This window comes from Streptomyces sp. NPDC000594, from assembly GCF_040299965.1.
In the GTDB taxonomy this organism is placed as follows: domain Bacteria; phylum Actinomycetota; class Actinomycetes; order Streptomycetales; family Streptomycetaceae; genus Streptomyces.
On record NZ_JBEPCY010000025.1, the window covers coordinates 82,618 to 104,652 of the forward strand.

General features: G+C 72.2%; 15 protein-coding genes. 9 read left to right on the top strand and 6 right to left on the bottom strand.

Going from position 1 to position 22,035, the window contains the following annotated elements:
- Positions 1-85: 85 nt before the first annotated feature.
- The 5 genes from ABT354_RS27550 to eccE form a co-directional block, all read right to left on the bottom strand.
- Complete coding sequence (locus tag ABT354_RS27550; protein ID WP_351498556.1) at positions 86-1,924, bottom strand: ABC transporter substrate-binding protein; 1,839 nt, start codon at positions 1,922-1,924, stop codon at positions 86-88.
- Positions 1,925-2,093: 169 nt separating this feature from the next.
- Positions 2,094-4,715, bottom strand: a complete 2,622-nt coding sequence (locus tag ABT354_RS27555; protein WP_351498558.1) for an SCO5717 family growth-regulating ATPase — start codon at positions 4,713-4,715, stop codon at positions 2,094-2,096.
- A gap of 428 nt (positions 4,716-5,143) precedes the next feature.
- Positions 5,144-5,377: a DUF397 domain-containing protein gene (locus ABT354_RS27560; protein WP_351498559.1), complete on the bottom strand. Its 234-nt coding sequence runs from the start codon at positions 5,375-5,377 to the stop codon at positions 5,144-5,146.
- A 196-nt stretch (positions 5,378-5,573) separates the two neighbouring features.
- Positions 5,574-6,284 carry a hypothetical protein gene (locus ABT354_RS27565; RefSeq protein WP_351498561.1) on the bottom strand — a complete coding sequence of 237 codons (711 nt, stop codon included), beginning with the start codon at positions 6,282-6,284 and terminating at the stop codon, positions 5,574-5,576.
- Positions 6,281-7,606: a type VII secretion protein EccE gene (gene eccE / locus ABT354_RS27570; RefSeq protein WP_351498563.1), complete on the bottom strand. Its 1,326-nt coding sequence runs from the start codon at positions 7,604-7,606 to the stop codon at positions 6,281-6,283. The genes ABT354_RS27565 and eccE overlap by 4 nt, the downstream gene beginning before the upstream one ends.
- A gap of 156 nt (positions 7,607-7,762) precedes the next feature.
- Here eccE and ABT354_RS27575 point away from each other — a divergent pair, with 156 nt between their 5' ends.
- The 7 genes from ABT354_RS27575 to ABT354_RS27605 all read left to right on the top strand — a co-directional run bounded on the left by ABT354_RS27575 (position 7,763) and on the right by ABT354_RS27605 (position 15,250).
- Positions 7,763-9,289, top strand: coding sequence for a type VII secretion protein EccB (locus ABT354_RS27575; RefSeq protein WP_351498565.1), 1,527 nt, complete (start codon positions 7,763-7,765; stop codon positions 9,287-9,289).
- An 8-nt stretch (positions 9,290-9,297) separates the two neighbouring features.
- Positions 9,298-10,587, top strand: coding sequence for a type VII secretion-associated serine protease mycosin (gene mycP / locus ABT354_RS27580; RefSeq protein ID WP_351498567.1), 1,290 nt, complete (start codon positions 9,298-9,300; stop codon positions 10,585-10,587).
- Positions 10,588-10,792: 205 nt separating this feature from the next.
- A complete protein-coding gene (locus ABT354_RS27585; RefSeq protein ID WP_351498569.1) occupies positions 10,793-11,242 on the top strand; it encodes a DUF2563 family protein in 450 nt (149 codons plus the stop codon).
- Positions 11,243-11,247: 5 nt separating this feature from the next.
- A complete protein-coding gene (locus ABT354_RS27590; RefSeq protein ID WP_351498571.1) occupies positions 11,248-12,999 on the top strand; it encodes a hypothetical protein in 1,752 nt (583 codons plus the stop codon).
- 26 nt (positions 13,000-13,025) lie between these two features.
- The gene (locus tag ABT354_RS27595) at positions 13,026-14,336 is read left to right on the top strand and encodes a S8 family serine peptidase (RefSeq protein ID WP_351498573.1); all 1,311 of its coding nucleotides are present in this window, start codon (positions 13,026-13,028) and stop codon (positions 14,334-14,336) included.
- Between the two features lie 89 nt (positions 14,337-14,425).
- Positions 14,426-14,788, top strand: coding sequence for a WXG100 family type VII secretion target (locus tag ABT354_RS27600; protein WP_351498575.1), 363 nt, complete (start codon positions 14,426-14,428; stop codon positions 14,786-14,788).
- Positions 14,789-14,953: 165 nt separating this feature from the next.
- Positions 14,954-15,250: a WXG100 family type VII secretion target gene (locus ABT354_RS27605; RefSeq protein ID WP_351498577.1), complete on the top strand. Its 297-nt coding sequence runs from the start codon at positions 14,954-14,956 to the stop codon at positions 15,248-15,250.
- 193 nt (positions 15,251-15,443) lie between these two features.
- Here ABT354_RS27605 and eccCa read toward each other — a convergent pair whose 3' ends face one another.
- Positions 15,444-19,412: a type VII secretion protein EccCa gene (eccCa, locus tag ABT354_RS27610; RefSeq protein ID WP_351498579.1), complete on the bottom strand. Its 3,969-nt coding sequence runs from the start codon at positions 19,410-19,412 to the stop codon at positions 15,444-15,446.
- A 360-nt stretch (positions 19,413-19,772) separates the two neighbouring features.
- Between eccCa and eccD the strand changes: the two genes are divergently transcribed.
- Both eccD and rpsO read left to right on the top strand, forming a co-directional pair.
- Positions 19,773-21,284: a type VII secretion integral membrane protein EccD gene (eccD, locus tag ABT354_RS27615; RefSeq protein ID WP_351498581.1), complete on the top strand. Its 1,512-nt coding sequence runs from the start codon at positions 19,773-19,775 to the stop codon at positions 21,282-21,284.
- A 267-nt stretch (positions 21,285-21,551) separates the two neighbouring features.
- Positions 21,552-21,842: a 30S ribosomal protein S15 gene (gene rpsO, locus ABT354_RS27620; RefSeq protein ID WP_323370980.1), complete on the top strand. Its 291-nt coding sequence runs from the start codon at positions 21,552-21,554 to the stop codon at positions 21,840-21,842.
- The last annotated feature ends 193 nt before the right edge of the window (positions 21,843-22,035 follow it).

A 22,035-nucleotide genomic window follows, 5' to 3' on the forward strand; every position in this document is an offset into this window, starting at 1 on the left:
TCCGGAGTGCCGGCCTGCGGGGTGCCGGCCTGCGGGGTGATCCCGCCGTGTGCCTCCGGGGTGATCCCGCCGTGCCGCGCCGGGGCTACTCACGGGCATCGGCCGTGGCCCGCCTGCGGAGCACCACCGCCACCCCCACCAGGACCGCGACCGCGAGGGCCGCCCCGACGCCCACCACGACCCCGGTCGCCGAGCCGCCGTCCGTGTCCTCGCCGTGCCCCTCGGCGGGCACCGCCGACCACCAGCTCCAGTAGCCGTCCTGGCCCCAGAGATTCCCCGCCGCGGCCGGCATCGTGGTCATCGAGGCGATGTGGTCGGTGCGGTACGCCTCCACCGCGTTCGGATACAGCAGGATGTTCATCAGCCCCGTGTCATAGAGCCGGGACTGCATCCGGCGCACCAGATCCGCCCGTTTCACCGGGTCGTACTCGGCTATCTGCCGGGCGTAGAGCCGGTCGTAGACCCGGTCGCAGATGAAGTTGTCCGTGGAGCCGGTGGCCCGGGGGGTGGCGGGCAGCGCGGCACAGGTGTGGATGGCGAGGACATAGTCCGGGTCCGGGTTGACCGACCAGCCGTCGAACGCGAGGTCGTAGTCCCCCTTGAGCCAGGGGTCGGTGACATTGTCCAGACACTCCAGCCGGGTATCGATCCCCAGATCGTCCCAGACGCTGCCGAGGTACTTCCCGATATGGGTCTCCAGCGGATCCGTCGCATGGCACAGCAGCCGGAAGGAGAGCGGCTTCCCGTCCTTGCCGAGGCGCGGCCCGCCACCGCTGCGGCGATAGCCCGCCCCGTCCAGCAGCGCGGCGGCCCGCCGGGGGTCGTACGCCCGCTTCTGCTCCGCGCCGGGGCGCCAGTGGTAGGCGCCGAACCTCGGCGGCACATACCCCTCGCCCTCGACCGCGTGACCCCGGTACACGGTGTCCACGATCTCCCGCCGGTCCACCGCCCGGAAGAGCGCCGAACGCACCGCGGGGTCCCGCAGCGCCGGATGCCCCGTACCGAAGCCCCGGCCGTCCCGGGAGCGCGCCCCCGGGTTGACCGCGAGTGCCAGGAACCGCCGCCCGGGAGCGTCGTTCACCTTGATCCTCCCGGCCTTCCGCAACGCCGCCGCCTGCGCCGGGACCAGCCCCTGCACAAAGGAGACCTCGCCCTTGCGCAGCGCCGCGACCGCCGCGTCACCGTCCTTGTAGAACTTCAGCAGCAGCTCGTCGAAGCGGGGCGCCCCCCGCCAGAAGGAGGTGTTCGCCTTCAGCCGGATGTACTGGTCCACCTTGAAGTCGGTGATGACGAAGGGGCCGTTCCCGACGATCGGGAACTCCTTGTCGTTGTTGAAGGAACCGAGGTCGCCGACCTTCTCCCAGACATGGCGCGGCACGATCGGGACATCCAGCGCGACCATCGTCGCCTGGGGCTTCCGCAGCTCGACCACCAGGGTCCGGGCGTCGGGGGCGGTCACCTTCCGGAAGTTGGCGGTGAAGTTCCCGTTGGCCGTGGCCGCCTTCTCGTCCTTCATCATCCTGGTGAACGTCCAGGCCGCGTCATGGGCCGTGACCGGCTTCCCGTCCGACCAGGTGGAGTTGGCGCGGATGGTGTACGTCCAGGTCAGCTTGGACGGCGACGATCTCCAGCCGGTGGCGAGCCCGGGGATCGTCCGCCCGTCCCCGGCGTCGTAGTTGGTCAGATTCTCGTAGGTCAGCCGGTGGACGGAGGTGGAGACCAGCCGCTGGGCGAGAAAGGGGCTGAGCGAGTCCACACTCTGCGAGAGCGCGATCGTCAGGACCTTGCGCCCGCCGTCCCCGCTCTTCCCGCCGTCCGCGGATCTGTCCGCCCCCGCCGCTGCCTGGGGGACGGCCGTCAGCAGGGCGACCCCGCAGAGGAGGATCGACAGGACGCGGGTGCGGGACGAGACCTCAATGACCATGACGGTGACCTCGTGTCGTCCTTCACGGAAGGGTGACTGCGAGATGTACCAGGGCCGGTCCGGCCCCGTCAACGGAGCGCGGGAGGGGGCGTGCACGGCCCGTACCGCCGATGCCGCCCGCACCCGGAGGTGAGGGCGGCATCGGTGATACCGGGTGATACCGGGAGGGTCAGGAACCGGCGGGGGGCTGCTGCTCCGGCTGATCCCGCTGTTCCTGTTGTTCCCGCTGTTCCGGGGCGGGCGGCCGGCCCGGTGGCACGGGCGGCGGCTGGAAGGGCCAGCCGGCCGGTGACTGCGGTGCCTGTGGCGGCTGCGGTACCTGCTGCTGCGCCCGGGGGTCGCCCGGCTCGGGCTGCTGCGGGACCGGGCCCGGGTAGGGCGCCGGAGCGCCGTACGGGGCCGACGGCGGATACGGCACCCCGGTCTGGGGCATCCCGGTCTGGGGCGGCGCGGGCGGCATCTGCGGCGGCATGGGCTGGTGCGGTACCCCCTGCTGCGGCACCCCTTGCTGTGGCACTCCCGGCCGGTCGGTGGGCGGCGGCCCGTACGGCCCCGGCGGCTGACCCTGGGCCGGTCCCGGTCCCGGTCCCGGTCCGGGGGCCGGGGGATAGGCGGCCTGCGGCGGAACCCCCTGCTGCGGCTGCGGATACCCCGGCATCGGCGGCGCCATCGTCGGCGGCGGATTGCCATTGGCCGTCCACAGCCCCTGCTGCTGCTGGGCGCGGATGAAGTCCTCCGCGATCAGCGCCGACAGATTGAAGTACGCCTCCCGGGTCTTCGGCCGCATCAGATCCAGATCGACCTCGGCGCCCGCCGACAGATGCTCGTCGAACGGCACCACCACCACCCCGCGGCAACGGGTCTGGAAGTGCGCCACGATGTCCTCGATCTTGATCATCTTGCCGGTCTCGCGCACCCCGGAGACCACGGTGACCGACCGCTGCACCAGCTCCGCGTACCCATGCGCGGAGAGCCAGTCCAGCGTGGTCGACGCGCTGCTCGCGCCGTCCACCGAGGGGGTGGAGACGATGATCAGCTGATCGGCGAGGTCCAGCACCCCGCGCATCGCGCTGTAGAGCAGCCCGGTGCCCGAGTCGGTGAGGATGATCGGGTACTGGCGGCCCAGCATCTCGATCGCCCGCCGGTAGTCCTCGTCGTTGAAGGTCGTGGAGACCGCCGGGTCGACATCATTGGCGATGATCTCCAGGCCGGACGGCGCCTGGGAGGTGAACCGCCGGATGTCCATGTACGAGTTGAGGTACGGGATCGCCTGCACCAGATCGCGGATGGTGGCACCGGTCTCCCGGCGCACCCGGCGCCCGAGGGTGCCCGCGTCCGGGTTGGCGTCGATCGCCAGGATCTTGTCCTGCCGCTCGGTGGCCAGGGTCGAGCCCAGTGCGGTGGTCGTGGTGGTCTTGCCGACCCCGCCCTTGAGGCTGATCACGGCGATCCGGTAGCAGGAGAGGACCGGCGTACGGATCAGCTCCAGCTTGCGCTGGCGCTCCGCCTCCTCCCGCTTGCCGCCCAGCCGGAAGCGGGACGCCCCGGAGGGGTTGCGGCTGGAGCGCGGCTTCTGCCGGTTGTTGCGCAGCAGCCGGTCCGAGGAGAGCTCCACGGCGGCGGTGTAGCCGAGCGGCGCCCCCGGCACCGCGCGCTCGCGCGGGTCATGGGCGACGGGCGTGGGCCACTGCGCCCCGGTCTGCGGGTCGAACTGCTGCCCCTGGGCGGGGTACTGCTGCTGGTACGGGGGCGGCGGCACCGCGCCGTGCGGCGACTGCTGCGGATAGCCGTAGCCGGGCGGGGGCTGCGGGGCGCCCTGCTGCTGCGGCGGCAGGGGGTAGGCCGCACCGCCGTCGCCGTGCGGCGGAGGGAAGCCGTACCCGCCGGAGTGCGGACCCGCGTGCGGACCGGGCTGCGGCGGACCGAACGGCCCGGGGGGCGGCCCGGCCTGGTGCGGCACCGGCGGTACGGGAGGAAAGGCCCCCGGCCCCTCCTGCGCGGTCGGCTGTACGGGTGGCTGTACGGGCGGTTGCGCGGGCCACCCCTGGACCGGCGGGGGAGCGGCGGGCTGGAAGGCGGGCGGCAGCGGCGGCACTTCCGGTGACGATACGCCGGGGCCCGGCTGCGGGGCCCAGGGCATCCCGCCGTGCGGCGCCGCGTCCGGGACCGGTACGTCGGGGCCGGGCTGCTGGGGCACGGCGGGCACTGCCTGCTGCGGTACGGGCGGCTGCGGCGCGGCGGCGTCGGGCGCCGGGGCCTCCACCGGGTCGGTGCCGGTGCCGGTGTCCGGGGTGGCCTCCCGCTGCTCGGCGGGGGCGTCGGACGCGGCGGGCGCCTCCGCAGGGCCGGACTCGGCCGTCTTCGCCGCCTCCTTGGCCTCCATCGCCTTCTTCGCCGCGTCCAGCGCCGCGAACTCGCGCTTCAGCGCACTGGGCGAGAAACGCATCGTCGCCCCCGGCTCCCCATCGCCCCCGCCCAGCGGCTCGGCCGCGGGCGCGCTCGGCGCGGGTGCACCGGTCGTCGGCGGGGGAGCGGGCGCCGGGGTCACCGGGGCCTGCGGCTCCATCGGCACCGGCGGTGCCACCGGAACCTGGGGCGGCGCGGGCTGCGGCACCGGCGGTACCTGCGCGGCCGGCCGGGTCGCCGGGGTCTCGCCCGAGGCGTTCTGCGTGTACCAGGCCGGCGGGGTGTAGTCGATGGTGAACTCACCCGTCAGCTCGGCGGGCTCCGCGTCGGACTCGTCGGCGGAAAGGTCCCACTCCCCGCGGAACTCGTCCCGATCGCTGTTCACTGTGCCTCCTGGAATGGTTGAACACCCTGGCGCCACGGCGGAACGGGCGACCGCATCCCTGCGGTCCCTCCGGTCCACCGGCCACCCGGGTCAGCGCGGTGGTGCCTTCCCGCGGTTCTCGTGCCGCTGCTCGCACCAGCCTAGAGCCTGTCTGACGGAACTTGCCGGGCTCACGTGCCCTGGCACCGCACCTCGCTGCGTTCTCGTCAATCGCCGATGCTCCGCATGGACTCAATCCTCCGCCTTGCGATGCACGGCACCAGACCCCGCTCCCTGATCCAGCCTGATCCGTCAGACAGACCCTAGTCGCCGACACACCCCACCCGGCAGGCCGACCACCGGGGTGCCGTCCTCCCGTACCCCCGTCGCGGGGGCCGGACGGCGTGTCAGCCGCGCCCCGGCCCCCGCTCACCCGCGCCGGAGGCCGCTCAGGTCAGATCGAACTCGCCGTCCCGCGCCCCGAGCACAAAGGCCCGCCACTCCGCCTCCGTGTACCGCAGCACGGTCTCCGGGTCGAGCGACGACCGCATCGCGACCCCGCCGCCCGGCAGATGGGCGATCTCGACCCGTTCCTCGTGCTCCTCCGTACCCGGCGCACTGAGCCATTCCACGTCCGAGATGTCGAGGGAGTACAGCTCGTCCCTCTCCTGCGCGCTGCCCATCGTCCTGTTCCCTTTCCGGTCGAGACGGCCGGCCCCGCCGCCCCGCCCCGCGCCCATCGGGCACCCGGGCCCGGCGTCGGGCCGCATCACGGCGCATCCTATGCCGACCGCACCCGGCCACCCGAGGGAAAATCAACCGTACGAACGGACCGGTGGACAAACATACGAAAACAGCGGAACGGCCGCCGGGCGGCGGTCAGTCCATCCGGCGCGGCGACCCCAGCAGCCCCACCTCGGGATCGGTGGGCGCGGTCCGCACCCAGTGCCGCTCCCGCCCCGAACACCAGAGGGTGACGCCGTCCGTCAGCGTCGGCAGCGTCGCCACCTCGTCCCGCGACAGCCCCAGGATCCTGCCGATCTGCTCCGCCTCCTGCGGCGACACCTGCTGCACCCCCACCAGCGTGGCGTCCCGCAGCAGCCGCGGCGCCACCGGGCTCAGATAGGGCAGCAGGGTCACCACCGACTGCCACGGCGAGGACACCACCCGGCCGCGCGGCGGACGCATCCCGCAGTCCCGCACCACCACCACCGGATCCGAGACGATCGCCCCCATCGGCGGCACCCGCCCCACCTGGTGCAGCGTCACACACTCCAGGCCCGCGCCCGCCGACTGCGCCAGCGTCGTCCACGCCTCGACCCGGCCCGTCTCCACCGCCACCCTGGCCCCGGTGCCCGCCGCCCGCAGCGCCAGCACCTGCGCCGTCCACAGACCGCCGATCAGCACCACGTCGTACCGCGTCGCCCGGTGCAGACCCAGCGTCAGCGAACGCCCCTCGGCATCGTCGCCGATCACCACACCGTCGTCCCCCACCGGCAGCGACAGCGCGCCCAGCTCGGCGGTGGGCACGACATGGCCCGGATGCCGCGGACCCAGCAGCCCGCGCGCCGCCCGTACCGCGCGCCTCATCGCGTACCCCCCAGGGGCAGCGTCGCCAGCGCACCCGGCAGCTGCTCACGGTCCAGGCGCACCAGCCCCACCCCGGCCGTCCGTGACGCCGCCTCCAGCACCCGCCGCACCCCCACCAGCTCCGTGTCCGAACGGCCCGTCACCCGTACATGCCCCGAGACCGCCGTGTCCCCCCGGTGGGTGCCCCGCCGCAGCGTCAGACTGAACGTCGTCGCGTACGCCGGAACCGACATCAGCAGCGACACCACCTTCGGCAGCGGCGCCGACCCCCGGCCCAGCTCGGGCCAGCGCGCCACCGCGTACGTCGTGTGCCAGCGGTCGTCACAGCGCCACACCCGCGAGGTCTCCGCCGTCCGCCGCTGGGGCGTCGCGTCCGGCCGCCCCGCGCGCGCGGTGAGCCCCGGATGGGCGCAGACCGCCGTCGCCAGCGCGGTGTTCAGCTCTTCCTGGTCCAGGACCACGGCCTGGAACCCGGCGCCGGTGACCCGGCTCGCCACATGGTCCGCCACCCGCACCAGCGCCCGCTGCGCCCCCTCCAGACCGCCGCCGCGCGCCTGGACCGCGTCCCGGCACAGCTCGGCGTCCAGCTTCACCGCCACCCAGGTCAGCCGGAGGGCGGGGGCGCCCGTCCGCTCCTGGAGCGGCGCGTACGAGAGCCGGGCCGGGGCCTGCTGCGGCAGATGGGGCGCGGGCGCCGGGCGCACCTGCTGCACCAGCTGCACCGACTCCACCACGATGTCGTCCACGGTGAGCGCGTCGCCCAGCACCGCCAGCGGGAAGGCCCGCGCGCCGAACGCGGGACGCAGCCCGTCGCCGCTCGCCTCGACCCGTACCACCGCCGTCAGAAACGTTCCGTCACCGACCATGCCGACCGTACGGCGGCGGCGGTCCACATAGGGATACGGGCCGAAGCCCGGGACACCCTCCGCGACCGGCGCCAGGGTGGGATCGCATCCGGCGGGCGCCGCGTCGGTGGCCCGGCCGCGCGACCGCAGCGCCAGCGCCGTCGACACCCAGTCCTGCACGGCCTGACCGCGCCGGCGGACAAAGGCCAGCAGCACCAGGAGCGCGCCGACCGCCGCCGCGGGCACCAGCCACAGCTCCCCGAGCGCCGCCCCGATCACCACCAGGGCCAGCGCGATCTCCACCAGTGCCAGCTGACGCAGCTGGAGCGGGCCGATCCGCCGGGTGCGGGCCAACGGCCGCAGCGTGGTCGAGGCGGGCGGCCCCGACGGCACCGCCCCTCTCCCGGCGCGCCCGCGGGGGGCTCCACGGCGCCGCTCGGAAGTCCGCCCATCGCGCGCACGCGTCGCCGTACCCATCCCCGCGTTGCCCCCTCTGTCCGTAATCACCAAATTCATATGGGCGTTGACCGGGCGATCACCCTACCTGAGCGATGACCCCCCGATCCCAGCAGGCATAGTAGGGGCCCGCGGTACGAGGGCTGACCGCCCAGCGGGGAGAGGGACAACAGACAGATGGCATCACGCCGGGACGAACTCAACGCCTACACCTTCGCGAAACGAAGGCTGATCGCGCAGTTCCTCCAGCCGAGTACGACAGGGTCGGAAGAGGGCGCCCCGCGTCCCCTTCGCGCGGTCGTCCCCGGTGCCATTGTCGGCGTCGTCATTCTCGCCGGATTCGCCGCCTGGGGAATGTTCCGGCCGGTCGCCCCCAAGGGCTGGGACAAGCCCGCCGAGAATGTCATCATCGCCAGCAAGTCCACCACCCGTTATGTGGTATTGGAGACCGACGGCGAGAAAAGACTCCACCCCGTTCTGAACATGTCCTCGGCGAAATTGCTCCTCGACCCGGACAAGGGAAAGATCATCAAGGTGGCCGAATCCGTTCTCGACAAGGGGGACATTCCCCGGGGCGCCACCCTCGGTATTCCCTATGCCCCCGACCGGCTGCCCTCCGCGGAGGAAGCGGGCGCCACCAAGCGCTGGGCGGTGTGCGAAAGCCCCGGCGACGGCGGCCGCACCATCCAGAAGGCCTCCTTCCTCTTCGCCGACCGCGAGAAGGGGAAGACCGACGGCTCCAACCGCCTCCGGGGCGGCGAACTCCTCTATGTCGAGGGCCCCGACCGGACCCGCCACATCGTCGACGCCACCGGCACCGCCTACCCCATCGCCGACAGCGAAGTGCTGCGCCGGGTGGTCATCGGCGACAACCGGGCGCCCCAGCGGGTCTCCCAGTCCTGGCTGGCCACCCTCCACCCGGGTGAACGGGTCGACTTCCCGGGGATCGACGGGATCCCCGGCAGCGACGCGGGCATCCCCGCCGCCGACCTCCCCGCCGAGTTCAACAAGGTCGGCATGGTCCTGGAGGCCAGCGCGGGCTCCAGCCAGCGCCGGTACGTGGTCCTCCCCGGCCGGGTCGCCCCCGTCTCCGACTTCACCGCCCACCTCCTGCTCAACAGCGAGGCCCTGGTCACCCTCGACCAGGGTGGCCGGGCCCAGCGCATCAGCGGCGGCGCCTTCACCCCGGGCAAGCCCTTCCACCAGGACAAGCGGTGGCCCCAGCGGCTCCCCGAGGCCGTCAACTCCACCGGCGGCGGGAGCCCCCGGAACGCCATCTGCAATGTGCTCCGTGACGTCGACCGGGACGGCGGCCGGACCACCCTGAGCACCTGGGCGGGGACCGACTTCCCGGAGCAGTTGCCCGCCGGGTCCTCCAGCGCCTATGTGACCCCCGGATCCGGACAGCTCTACCGGCAGTTCAAGGGGACCAGGACCGACACCGGATTCCTCTTCCTCGTCACCGACACCGGACTGCGGTACGCCATGCAGTCCAACAGCGACAGCGGGGCGGACCCCTCCGGCATCGGCTCGTCCGGCAGCGCCGAGGAGCGCCGGGCGGACCTCCAGGAGGTCCAGATCGCGCAGAACCGCCTCGGGTACAAGGGCGTCGACCCCCACCCGGTGCCCGCCGCGTGGTCGACCTTCCTGCCGACCGGGCCCCGGCTCTCCACCGGGTCCGCGAGCCAGCCGCAGGGGTCGTGAGCGCGGCCATGACCCCTCGTACCGTTCCTGTGGGAAGTGCGTCGGCCGACGCACGGACCCGACGAGTGGCCCTCCTGACCGCCCTCACCGCGGTCTCCGCCGCCACCTCGCTCACCGGCCTCGGCCTGCCCCTGCCGCAGGCCGCCGCCGACTCCCCCGTCCAGTGCAGCTACCCCGGTGAGACCTACCCGGGCAAACCCTGGGCGCTCCAGCGGGTCCTGCTGGACGAGGTGTGGAAGCAGTCCACCGGGAAAGGGGTCCGCGTCGCCGTCGTGGACACCGGGGTCGATGTCCGCCACCCCCAGCTCAAAGGCGCCGTGGACACCTCCCGGGGCATCAATCTGATGCCCCGGGACATCAAGGACGAGAACGGCCGCACGACCGAGCGCGGCAAGGAGGACGGCACCACCGACACCGTGGGCCACGGCACCAAGGTCGCCGGCATCATCGCCGCCCGCCCCCGGCCGGGCACCGGCTTCACCGGCCTCGCCCCCGGCGCCACCATCATCCCCATCCAGCAGAACGACGCCGAGGGCAACGGCACCGCGGTCACCCTCGCCGAGGCCATCGACCACGCCGTGGAACAGGGCGCCGGAGTCATCAACATCTCCCAGGACACCGCCAACGCGGAGGAACCCACCCAGCTGCTGGGCGACGCCGTGAAGCGGGCCCTCGCCGCCGGGGTCGTGGTGGTCGCCTCCGCCGGGAACGACGGCCTCGGCGGCAACGTCAAGAAGACCTACCCCGCCTCCTACCCGGGGGTGCTGGCGGTGGCCTCATCCGACCGCGACAACGAGCGCGCCGCGTTCTCCCAGTCCGGGGACTTCGTCGGGGTCGCCGCGCCCGGGGTCGACATCGTCACCACCGTGCCCGGCGGCGGGCACTGCGCCGACAACGGCACCAGCTTCTCCGCCCCCTATGTTGCCGCCGTGGCCGCGCTCATCAAGGCCAAGCACCCCAAGTGGACCGCGCGCCAGATCGTGGCCCAGATCCAGCAGACGGCCGAGCGCTCGACGCCGGGGTACGACCGGCTGGTCGGCTGGGGTGTGGTGGACCCGGTCCGCGCCCTCACCGAGGACGACCGGCCCCTCGAACGGCCCGTCGCCCGCGAGGGGCTGACCCGGGCCAAGGCGCCCACCCCGGCCGAGGTACACCTCGGCGAGTCCGCCGACGAACGCGACGCCCGCCTCGCCACCTATGTCGTCGTCGGCGGCGCGGTCCTGGTCGCGGCCATCGGCGGCGGCGCCGTCGCCGTGCGCGACGCCCGCCGCAGACGCGCCCGTATCACCGGGGGATGACCCCCGGCGGCCGGATGGGGGCACCGCTGAGCGCCCGCTCCGGCAACCTGCTTGGGGCTGTCATAGGCAGTCGATAGAGTGTGCTTACCCGATGATTCGCGGGCTGATTCCCCTGAACTGGGCGCAGATCAGCGGTAACACCAGGATCAGCGGTAACAGCGGGAACAGTAGGAACGGCAGTAACAAACGGGGAGGAACGGGCATCGTGCTCGATGCGGAGAGCGGTGCGGTCGGAGGGGCCGGCGGTGACCTTCAGCGCGGTATCGGCGCTCTGAAGACTTTTCATCAGCAGGTCACCAAGCTCCTGTCGGAATTCGAGAGCGGAGAGGGCGGCAGTTCCAAAGTCGCCGAACACCGGGTGCCACGCGGCTCTTTCAGCGGCGCCAACCTGCCCTTCGCCGAGGCGGACGGATTCTTCAGCCAGTACGAGCGGGTGCACACGACCCTGATCGAGCTGTCGCAGTCCCTCGGCCGCCAGATCGAGGCCCTGACCATCGGCGTCCACGCGGCTGATGTCGGCTACGACAATGTGGAGGAGGAGATGCGTCAGCGCTTCCACTCCATCCAGGCCGAACTGCAACGGGAACACGACAAGACGGCGGTCCAGCAGCCCAAGGCCACGGACGAGTCCTACGTTCCGACGGATCTGGGGTAACCCTTATGAGCGACGAGAAGAACAAGAGCCTGACGCCTCAGCAGCAGCAAGCGGCGGACACCACCGACATCGAGAACCGGCAGACCGCCGTCAATGTCGCCGAGAAGGTCACCTCGGTCCTCGACCGCATGGGCTTCAACACCCGTGGCCCCGGTGGCCTCTTCGGCCGTACGGACTTCGAGAGCGCCCGGCTCAACGACATGTTGGACCTCCTGGAGAGCTCCAACCCGGCCGACCTGGAGAACGCGGGCAACGCCCTGGAGCGGGCGACCACGGCGCTCAACAACGCGGCGGAGGAGCTGCGTAAGCAGGTCGACCGCACCGAGTGGAAGGGTGTCGGCGCCTCCGAGTTCCAGCGCTACGGCCAGGAACTCGTGCGGTACACCTCCGACCTGGCCACCTACGCCAATGCCGTCGGCAGCCAGATGAAGGTCGCCAGTGAGGGCCTGACCTCCGTCCGCAACTCCAAGCCCCCGCGCGACGGCCGCGCCGATCCGCGCAAGGCGGAGGAGTTCCCGCCGGACGAGCGTAAGCAGGACAATCCGGATTATGTGGCGGCGGTGAAGGCGGAGAAGAACCGCCAGGAGGCCATCAACCAGATGAACCGGCTGGCGTCGTTCTACGCGGTGTCGGAGCAGTCGCTGGCGGGGCGGGAGGCGCCGAAGCTTCCGTCGAGGCTGGGTGCGGAGGTTCCTCGGCCCAAAGGGGGAAAGTGGGACCCGACAGGTGGTGATGCCTCTCCGGCCAGTCGGTCGAGCGGTCTTCCCCAGCAGCCGACTTCCGGGCCCGACCCGACCGGCGATGTCATGGGGGCACCCGCGCCGACAAGGCCGGTGAGCTCTGTTGATCTGGGGACGACGGCTCCGATGGCCCCTGTCCTTCCGTCGGCTCCCGACACCTCGATGCAGATCGACAGCGTCACGGCACCACCGGCTCCGCCCACCGCACCCGTCACTCCGTCGGCTCCGCCGGGCTCCGGCCCTGGCGGACCCGCCATCAGTCCGGTTCCCCCCATGGCCCCGGGACCCGGGCTCGGCCAGAACAAGGCGACGCCCGCGAAGACCGTCCCCACCAGGACTCCGCCCCTCGCACCGAAGGCCGGCGGCGGTAGTACGCCCACCGCTCCGACCGTGGGCCGGCCCGGTCCGGTCAGTGGTGGTGCCCCGACGGTCCGTCCCGTCGACTCGGCCGCCCGGCCGGGTGTCATGGGCGGGGGAGCACCCTCCGCCGGAGGCATGGGCGCGGGTCAGGCGGGTCGTGCCGGAGCCACCGGTCCCATGGGCCCCATGGGCCCGGGCGGCGGCTCTCCCGCCGCCGGGCGCCCGGGTGGTACGGGGCCCATGGGCCCGATGTCCCAGGGGCCTGCGGCGGGCAGGGCGGCCGGTGGTGCCGGAGGCATCGTCGGCGGTACGCCACAGCGTGCGGCGGGTGGCTCGGCGGCCTCCCGCTTCGCCCGGGGGGTCGTCGGCGCCGAGTCCGGAGCCACGGCCGGAAGGGGAGCGAGCGGTGCGCCGGGAGCCTTCCGGGGTACGCCCGGGAGCCATGGCATCGTCGGAACCCCGACCGGTGGAGCGGCTGGCCGGGGCTCCGGCGCGGGCGGGTTCACGACGGGCGGCGCCGGGCTGGCCGGTGGCCGTCGGCAGCAGGCCCGTCCCGAGGAGCAGGAGCAGAACGGATCCACACGGCCGGACTATCTGACGGAAGACGAAGAGACATGGGTGGTTCGGCGACGGGTCGTCCCACCGGTGATCGATTAGGGACAGCGGAAGGTTCGGAAGCCAGGATGTCGTCGGGAAAGTACGCCGTCAGGCGTGGGCTGGTCTGCGCGGTCGCTGCGGCCGGTGCCTGGGCCGTGGGTGTCGTCGGTACCGCGCCGATGGCCGTCGCGGCCGAGGACGTACGGGCCAAGCAGTGGTATCTGGACGCCATGAAGGTGGACAGGATCTGGGAGAAGGCCACCGGGAAGGGCATCACGGTCGCGGTCATCGATACCGGTGTCAATCCGTCGACTCCTTCCCTGAAAGGGCAGGTCCTCAAGGGCCTCGATACCTCGGGTGCGCCTGGAGACGAGACCGATGACTACAGGGGCCATGGGACCAGCATGGCGGAGTTGATCGCGGGCACCGGCAAGGGCGGCGGCCTTCAGGGACTTGCACCTGAGTCCAAGATCATTCCCTACCGGATCGCTCTAGACGAGTTCCAGGAGCGCCACAAGACCAACGTCTGGGACAGTGCCGACGCGATCCGGGCTGCCGCCGACAGCGACGCACAGATCATCAACTTGTCTTACGGCAGCGAATTCCCAGAGGCCAAGGAGGACAGGGCGGTCAAGTACGCGATGAGCAAGGGCAAGCTACTTTTCGCCGCAGTCGGCAACACGGGCGACAAGGACAACAAGCCCGGCTACCCGGCAATGTATCCAGAAGTGGTCGGAGTCTCGGGATCCTCCCCTGAGGGAAAGGTCGATGACTACTCCCAGCACGGGAACGTCGTCGATCTCACCGCTCCCGGTAGTGACATCCCCGGCTGGTGCGACACCACGTTCACCCGCTACTGCGACCGGGACGGAACGAGCAGTGCTTCCGCCGTCGCCTCCGCCACCGCCGCGCTGATCTGGTCCGCGAACCCTGACTGGACCGCGAACCAGGTCCTGAGGGTCATGTTCGAGAGCGCAGCCAAGGGCAAGGACGGCAAGGCCAAGGGCATGAGCCGCTACTCCGGCTATGGCGTCGTCCGGCCCGGGGCGCACCTCAACCGGGGGATCGGGAAGCCCGGCGACCCGGACATCAGCCCGCTGACCAACAAGCGCACCGACGGTTCCGCCGCCTCCGCCGCTCCCGGCGGCGAATCCGGCGGTGACTCCGGCGCGTCCCCGGAGCCGAAGCAGGGCGAGGACAAGGGCGAGGACAAGGGCGAGGACAAGGGCGAGGACAAGTCCTCCACCGGCGGATCCGGAGAGAAGCCCGGGGCGACCGAGGCCGCCGGCAAGGCCGAGGACGACGGCGGGAACACCGGCCTCGTCATCGGCGGTGTCGCCGCCGTCGCCATCGTCGGGGCCGTCGCCTTCTTCCTCGTACGCCGCCGCTCCGCCTGACGCCACCACCGAGCCGCACACCACCGCACCACAGCCACCACAGTCACCATCGCCCCCTCGAACGGGGCCACAGGGAAGGAACGACCGGCATGGCCGTGCAGAAGGTCACAGACGAGTACCTCGACCAATTCCAGCGGGAGATCACCGAGAACTTCGAGAGCGTGAAGGGCCAGCTCCAGCAGCTCCAGGGCGTCATCGACAGCCTGGAGGGCAACTGGAAGGGCATCGGCCACGGCGCCTTCGACGTCAAGCAGGCCGAGATCAACCAGGGCATGGTGCGCGTCGCGAAGATGCTGCTCCACTTCCAGGAGGCCGTCCAGGTCACCCGGGTGACCGCGGGCAACACCGACGACGAGGTGCGCGCCGCGCTCCAGGGCGTCGATGTCACCCCGGGGTACTCCGGCGACGCCGGGGCCACCCAGCGGGCCACCTCCAACCTGAGCAGCTACTGAGCCCGGCGGCGCGTCCACCGGCCCTCGCCGGGCCGTTCGCCGACGCGCCACCGCACCAGGCACGAGCACACCAGGCACAGAGCACACCAGGTGCACCGGGTGCACCACGCACCGGACACACCACGTACCACCACACCACTCAGCACCACAGCAGTCGGAGGACTCATGTCGGACAGCGCGGGACAGCTCGTCGTCACATACGCCTCGCTGGACCAGGCGGCGGGCACGATCGAGAAGCAGGCACAGAAGCTCTCCGAGTCACTGGACGCGATCCAGACCAAGCTGCGCAGCATCTCGGACGGGTTCGAGGGTGAGGCGGCCACCGCCGCGGACACCTACCACAAGCAGTGGGACAAGGAGACGCGCATGATCCACGAGTCCCTCAAGGGCATCGCCCGGGCCGTGCGCGAGGCGGCCCCCGCCTACCAGGCCGGTGACCGCAGGGCGGCCGGCTTCTTCTAGGAGCACCGGCGGATCCAACGGGCCCGCCGGACCGGCACAGGGGTGGGCATGCGCGGGAGATGCCCACCCGGGCACGGCCCGGCGGAGCGACCGTCCGCCGCCCCGGCCCGGCACAGCGCACACAGGGCGAGGGCCCGCCGTACGAGTACGGCGGGCCCTCGCCCTGTGTCCTGCGCCCCGAGGCGGCCGGCGCTCAGTACACTTCGGGCAGCAGCCCCGTCTGCACCAGCGGGTTCCCGCGCTGCCGGGAGACGAAGACGCCCCGCCCCGGCGGCATCGGCCGCATCCGTACCCCGCCCAGGACATCGCCCTCCTGCGGGTCGCCGGAGAGCAGCACCCCCTGCGCGCCCAGCTCCATCATCCGCTGGAGGAAACCCTCGTACGACGCCCTGCTCGCCCCCGCCGAGCTGCGCGCGATGATGAACCGCACCCCCACATCGCGGGAGAACGGCAGCAGCTCCGTCAGCCGCGACAGCGGATTGCCGCTCGACGTCGACACCAGGTCGTAGTCGTCCACCACCACGAACACCGAGGGCCCGCGCCACCAGCTGCGGTCCCGCAGCTGCTGCGCCGTGACATCCGCCGACGGGGTACGCCGCTGCATCAGATCCGTGAGCGCGTCCACATGGTGCTCCATGGCATTGGACATGGGCACATATTCGGCCAGGTGCGACGCCGGGGTGACATCCAGCAGCGCCCGCCGGTTGTCGATGACGAAGAACTTGCAGGAGTCGCCGTCGTACCGCTCGCTCAGCTGCTTGATCAGGAGCCGCAGCAGATTCGACTTGCCCGACTCGCTGTCACCGAAGACCAGCAGGAACGGATCCCGGTCGAAGTTGACGAAGACCGGCTCCAGATTGTTCTCGTCGATGGCGAAGGCGACCCCCCGCTCCGGCGCGGCGAGCCCGGCGGGGAGGTCCGCGGCGGGCAGCTCGCGCGGCAGCAGCCGGACCTGCGGGGCGGCGGGCCCCCGCCAGTGACGGGTGACCTCGTCGTTCATCGCCGAGGTCGCCTCCAGCAGCTCGCTGCTGGAGCTGATGCCGTCGATCCTCGGCACCGCCGCCATGAAGTGCAGCTTCTCCGGGGTCAGCCCGCGCCCGGGGACGTTCTGCGGCACATTGACCGCCGCCTTGCGGTCCAGCTCCGAGTCCATCGTGTCACCGAGCCGCAGCTCAAGACGGTTCATCAGATGGTCCTTGAGATTGGCCCGGACCTCCATCGACCGGGAGGCCGTCAGCACCAGATGGATGCCGTAGCCGAGACCCCGGGCCGCGATGTCCAGGACCGCGGGCTCCAGGCCCTCGTAGTCGGTACGGAAGTTCCCCCACCCGTCGATCAGCAGGAACACATCACCGAACGGCTGCTCCAGCGCCGATATCGCGCCACTCGCCCGCATCCGGCGATAGGTGGCGATGGAGTCGACGCCGGAGGTGCGGAAGTACTCCTCCCGCCGGGAGAGGACCCCGTACACCTCCGCGACCGTACGCCGGACCCGCTCCGGGTCGAGCCGGGAGGCCACCCCGCCGACATGCGGCAGCCCCGCTATGGCCGACAGTCCGCCGCCGCCGAAGTCCAGGGCGAAGAACTGCACCTCCTGCGGGGTGTGGGTGAGCGCGAAGCCCGCGACCAGGGTGCGCAGCAGGGTCGACTTGCCCGACTGGGGGCCGCCCACGATCTGCATATGGCCCGCCGCCCCGGAGAAGTCCCGGTAGAGGGTGTCGCGGCGCTGCTCGAAGGGCTTGTCCACGACGCCCAGCGGGACGACCAGCCGGCCCGCCCCCTCGAACCCGGGCCGGGTCAGGCCCCGGCCCTCCACCGGGGTCAGCCCCGGCAGCAGCTCGTCCAGCGCGGGCGGGTTGTCCAGCGGCGGCAGCCACACCTGGTGGGCCTCCGCGCCGCGCCCCTCCAGCCGCCGTACGACCACATCGAGGACGGAGTCGGCGAGCGCGTCGTCCTCCGGGGTCCGCGCGTCCGGGACGGCCGGGCCGCCCGCCGGCCGGACATAGCGCACCGGTACCGGCGCCGCCGTGAACGGCACCGGCCGGCGGTCCACCGGGAGCGGCCCGCCCGACACCGGCCGGTGGCCCTCGGCCCGATAGGTGCCGGAGACATAGGCGGCCTTGAAACGCACCATCTCGTCCGTGCCGAACTTCAGATACCCCGAACCCGGCACATTCGGCAGCGAGTAGGCGTCCGGGACACCCAGCGCGGCCCGGGACTCCGCCGCCGAGAAGGTCCGCAGCCCCACCCGGTACGACAGATAGGTCTCCAGACCGCGCAGCCGCCCCTCCTCCAGCCGCTGCGAGGCCAGCAGCAGATGGACCCCGAGCGACCGGCCGATCCGCCCGATCTGGACGAACATCTCGATGAAGTCCGGCTTCGCCGTCAGCAACTCACTGAACTCGTCGATGACCAGCACCAGTGAGGGGATCGGCTGGAGCGCCGCGCCCGCCGCCCGGGCCTTCTCGTAGTCATGAATATTGGCGTAGTTGCCCGCGTCGCGCAGCATCTCCTGGCGGCGGTTCAGCTCACCGCGGATGGAGTCGCCCATGCGGTCCACCAGCGTCAGATCGTCCGCGAGGTTGGTGATGACCGCCGCCACATGCGGCATCTGCGACATCCCCGCGAAGGTCGCGCCGCCCTTGAAGTCCGCGAGGACAAAATTCAGCGTCTGGGAGGAGTGGGTGACCGCCAGGCCCAGGACCAGCGTCCGCAGCAGCTCCGACTTGCCGGAACCCGTCGCGCCGACACAGAGACCGTGCGGACCCATGCCCTCCTGCGCCGCCTCCTTCAGGTCCAGCATCACCGGGGCGCCGTCCACACCGACCCCGATGGGCACCCGCAGCCGCTCCGACAGGGACCGGGGACGCCAGGTCCGCGCCACATCGATCGAGGCGGGATCGCCCAGGCCGAGCAGGTCCGTGAAGTCCAGATTGGCCAGCAGCGGCTGATCGTCGTCGCCGCCCGTACCCACCCGCATCGGGGCCAGCTGCCGGGCCAGCGCCTCCGCGGCGGCCGGGCTCAGCCGGTCCGGCACCCCGTCGTAGACCAGCCCGTGCCCCGACTCCAGCCGCAGGCCGTCCGGGGTGACGGTGACCGAGAGATCCCCGAGCGGCCCGCCCGCCCCGGAGGACAGCACCTCCACGACGGTCACCCCCTGGATCCCCTCGGCCGCCGCCAGCACCGAATCCCCGGGGACCGAACGGCCGTCCAGGACCACCACCACATGCGGCCGGTCCAACAGCGGCTGCCCGCCGCCCTGGAACCGGGGACGGCCCTCCAGCAGCTCCGTCAGCAGCTCGTCCAGCTCCCGCGCGTCGGTGGTGATCAGCCGACGGCTGCCCGCACCGTCCCCCGGCCCCGACGCCTGCGCGTGCGGCAGCCACTTGGCCCACTCCCAGTGCTCCGCCGTCTCCGGCGCCACCGCCACGGCGATCACCACATCCTCGGGGGAGTGGAGCGCGGCGAGCGAACCCACCACCGTCCGGGCCGTGGCCCGTACCGCCCCCGCCTCACCGCCCACCGTCACGTGGTAGAAAGCCCGCAGCGACACCGCGAGCGGCAGCCCCTCGACCGTGCCGTGGGCGGCGAGGAACTGCCGCATCGCCCCCGCCGTCAACGGCTCCAGCTCGTCCACCGGCGCGGTCTCCGGCGCCACCAGCTCGGTCGCCAGCCGCTGACTGCCCAGACCGATCCGTACCTGCGCGAAGTCCGCGTCCCCGATCCGCCGTTCCCACAGCCGGCTGCCCTCGGCGACCAGCGCCCACAGCTGCTCCGGCGAGGGGTGCAGATAGTACGCCGAGTCCCGCTGGAGCCGGGCGGTGCGCAGCACGCCCTTACGGGTCTGGGTCAGATACTTGAGATAGTCCCGGCGCAGATCGGCCAGTTCGCCCTGGGTGCCTCTGCGGTAGCGGACCAGCATCGCGATGGCCATCGCCACCGTCGACGCGATCATGACCATGCCCATGATCCGCATCACCGGGTTCGGCGTGATGAAGAAGAAGACCACCGAACCACCCATGCCCAGCATGGGCAGCAACTGCATCAGCGCGCCCTCCTGCTGCCCGCGCGGCAGCTCGGGAGGGGGTTGCAGCCGCATCTGCTCGCTGGGCACCTCGGCAGGCAGCGCCCGGGGCGGGCGCTTGACGACGATCTGACTCACCAGCTCACCAATTCCCTTGCCGGACGGAAATGTTCCTATCGGCGCCCCCGTGGCGACGGATCCGTCCGCGGGGACGGATCCTACTTGCGGCACCCGGCGGACACGGGCGGTAGGGTGACGCGGAGTCCGCGGAGGGGGTACGAGGGCACAGCGGCCCGCCCCGCACCGCCCGGCCCCCGGGCCGGGACCACGGACCCGCCAAGGACCATGGACCCGCCAGGACCACGGACCCGCCAGGGCCCCGGCCATGACCGGGCACACCGGCGTGACGGACCGTCCGGTCACCACCCGCACGGCCCCCGGCCGCGCCCACCGGAACGGCCACGCCCACCGAATCACGAGGGGATGCAGCAGGTGAGCATGACGGCCTCAGCGACAGCGCGGGCAACGGCCGGCGGCAGCGGCCACCCCGGCCAGACCACCCCGTCGCCCAGCGCGACCGGCTTCTGCCGGGTCACCGTCGTCGCCCCCGACGGACGGGTCGACGTCGCCCTGCCCGAGGACATCCCCGTCGCCGACCTCTACCCGGAGATCCTGCGGCTCTCCGGCCAGAGCCCCACCCCCGGCGCACCCGTCGGCTACCACCTGGTCCGCCGCGACGGCACCGTCCTCGACAGCGCCCGCTCCCTCGGCACCCAGCGGATCCTCGACGGCGAACTCCTCTCCCTGCGCCCCTTCGCCGAATCCCTGCCGCCCGCCGTCTTCGACGATGTCACCGACGCCGTCGCCACCGCCGTCGTCCGCGACCGCAGCCTCTGGAGCGACGCCCTGATGCGCGGCGCCGGACTCCTCGCCGGCTCCGTCCTCCTGCTGCTGCTCGCCTTCGTCCTCTGGTCCTCCGAGCCCGGCCACGACATGAACGGCCTCCAGGGCATCCTCGCCGCCGTCGCCGCCGTCCTGCTGCTCGCCCTCGCCTGCGTCCGGGCCAGGGTCTACGACGACCGCGCCGCCGCCGTCGCCCTCGGCCTCGGCGCCATGGCCAACGCGGCCGTCGCCGGCTCCGGACTGCTGCCCCCCGCCGACGGACAGGGCATCGGACGGCTGCACTTCCTGCTCGCCTGCGCCGCCGTCCTCGTCGTCGCCGTCGTCCTCACCATCGTCTCCCCCGGCGGCGACGGCCCCTTCGTCGCCTTCGTCCTCGCCTCCGCCCTCGGCGCCCTGGCCACCTTCGCCGCCCTCTCCTTCCGGCTGGAGCCCATCGAGACCGCCGCGATCTGCGCCCCGCTCGCCGTGGGCACCCTCGCCTTCCTCCCCGGCCTCGCCACCCGCTTCGCCCGGCTCCCCATCGGCTTCGACCCGCCCCGTACCGCCATCGGCAGCGGCCACGACAGCGACACCGAGCCGGGCCCCGTCGACTCCACCCGCATCGCCGCCCAGGCCCGCCGCGGCCATGAACTCCTCGTCGGCCTCGTCGGCGGCTGCGCCCTGGTCGCCGTCGGCGCCGTCGCCGTCCTCGGCTTCTCCGACAACCCCTGGGCCCAGCTCCTCGCCCTCGCCACCGGGATCGCCCTGCTGATGCGGGCCCACCTCTTCCGCTACACCGCACAGGTCGGCTGCGCGCTCGCGGCGGGCCTCGCCTCCCTGGTCCTGCTCGGCCTCGGACTCAGCCTCAACCCGCCCGCCGCGCTCCTGCGCGACGCCCTCCGGGGCGACAGCGGCGCGCTCGACCTGCGCACCATCTGGCTCGCCGCCGCCGTCGCGGGCGTCGCCGCGCTGGTCACCGCCATCGGGCTGATCGTCCCGCGCGCCGGGGTCACCCCCTTCTGGGGCCGCTTCCTGGAGATCGCCGAGACCTGTGTCCTGCTCACCCTGATCCCGCTGAGCCTGGCCGTCTTCGACGTCTACCACGCCATCCGCGCGACGACCTCCTGACCCGGGACCCCCGACCTGACGCGGAACCCCGACCTGGCCCGGAACCCCCGACCGGACCTCGGACCCCGGACATCAGCCTCCGGACAGCGGACCCCGGACCCGGGGAGCCGGCCGGGGCTGGTACGCTGTGTGACGGCCGTTTGTGTACGCTCTCCCGGACTCCCTGGGAGCCGCGCCCATCGGACCTCCGCCTCCGAGTCATGGAAGCCACCTGAGATCGAGACCAGGGGCACTCGCAGGCGCTTCGAACACCCAAGAGGAGTACCAGTGTCTCTCGACGCCGCCACGAAGAAGCAGATCATGGCCGACTTCGGCACCAAGGAGGGCGACACCGGCTCCCCCGAGGTCCAGGTCGCGATGCTCTCCCGCCGCATCTCGGACCTCACCGAGCACCTCAAGACCCACAAGCACGACCACCACTCCCGTCGTGGTCTGCTGATCCTCGTGGGCCAGCGCCGCCGCCTTCTCCAGTACCTGGCCAAGAAGGACATCCAGCGCTTCCGTACGCTGGTCGACCGCCTCGGCATCCGCCGCGGTGCGGCCGGCGGCGCCAAGTAAGACGCCGTGAAGGGAGCGGTTCCCACCCAGCGGGGACCGCTCCCTTTTGCTGTTGCCGCACCGGCCACCCCGCCGGCGCCGCAGCGGACCGGCCCGTACGGACGGCACCGCACCCGCGGCACCACCCCGTACAGGCTGTACACGCCGTACATGCCTGACCCGCTGTACGTGCGCGAGCCACCGGACGCCATTT

Coding starts and splice junctions, on each gene's coding strand:
- ABT354_RS27550 (WP_351498556.1), bottom strand. CDS start 1,924: ATGGTCATTGAGGTCTCGTCCCGCACCCGCGTCCTGTCGATCCTCCTC.
- ABT354_RS27560 (WP_351498559.1), bottom strand. CDS start 5,377: ATGGGCAGCGCGCAGGAGAGGGACGAGCTGTACTCCCTCGACATCTCG.
- ABT354_RS27565 (WP_351498561.1), bottom strand. CDS start 6,284: ATGAGGCGCGCGGTACGGGCGGCGCGCGGGCTGCTGGGTCCGCGGCAT.
- eccE (WP_351498563.1), bottom strand. CDS start 7,606: ATGGGTACGGCGACGCGTGCGCGCGATGGGCGGACTTCCGAGCGGCGC.
- ABT354_RS27575 (WP_351498565.1), top strand. CDS start 7,763: ATGGCATCACGCCGGGACGAACTCAACGCCTACACCTTCGCGAAACGA.
- mycP (WP_351498567.1), top strand. CDS start 9,298: ATGACCCCTCGTACCGTTCCTGTGGGAAGTGCGTCGGCCGACGCACGG.
- ABT354_RS27590 (WP_351498571.1), top strand. CDS start 11,248: ATGAGCGACGAGAAGAACAAGAGCCTGACGCCTCAGCAGCAGCAAGCG.
- ABT354_RS27595 (WP_351498573.1), top strand. CDS start 13,026: ATGTCGTCGGGAAAGTACGCCGTCAGGCGTGGGCTGGTCTGCGCGGTC.
- ABT354_RS27600 (WP_351498575.1), top strand. CDS start 14,426: ATGGCCGTGCAGAAGGTCACAGACGAGTACCTCGACCAATTCCAGCGG.
- ABT354_RS27605 (WP_351498577.1), top strand. CDS start 14,954: ATGTCGGACAGCGCGGGACAGCTCGTCGTCACATACGCCTCGCTGGAC.
- eccD (WP_351498581.1), top strand. CDS start 19,773: ATGACGGCCTCAGCGACAGCGCGGGCAACGGCCGGCGGCAGCGGCCAC.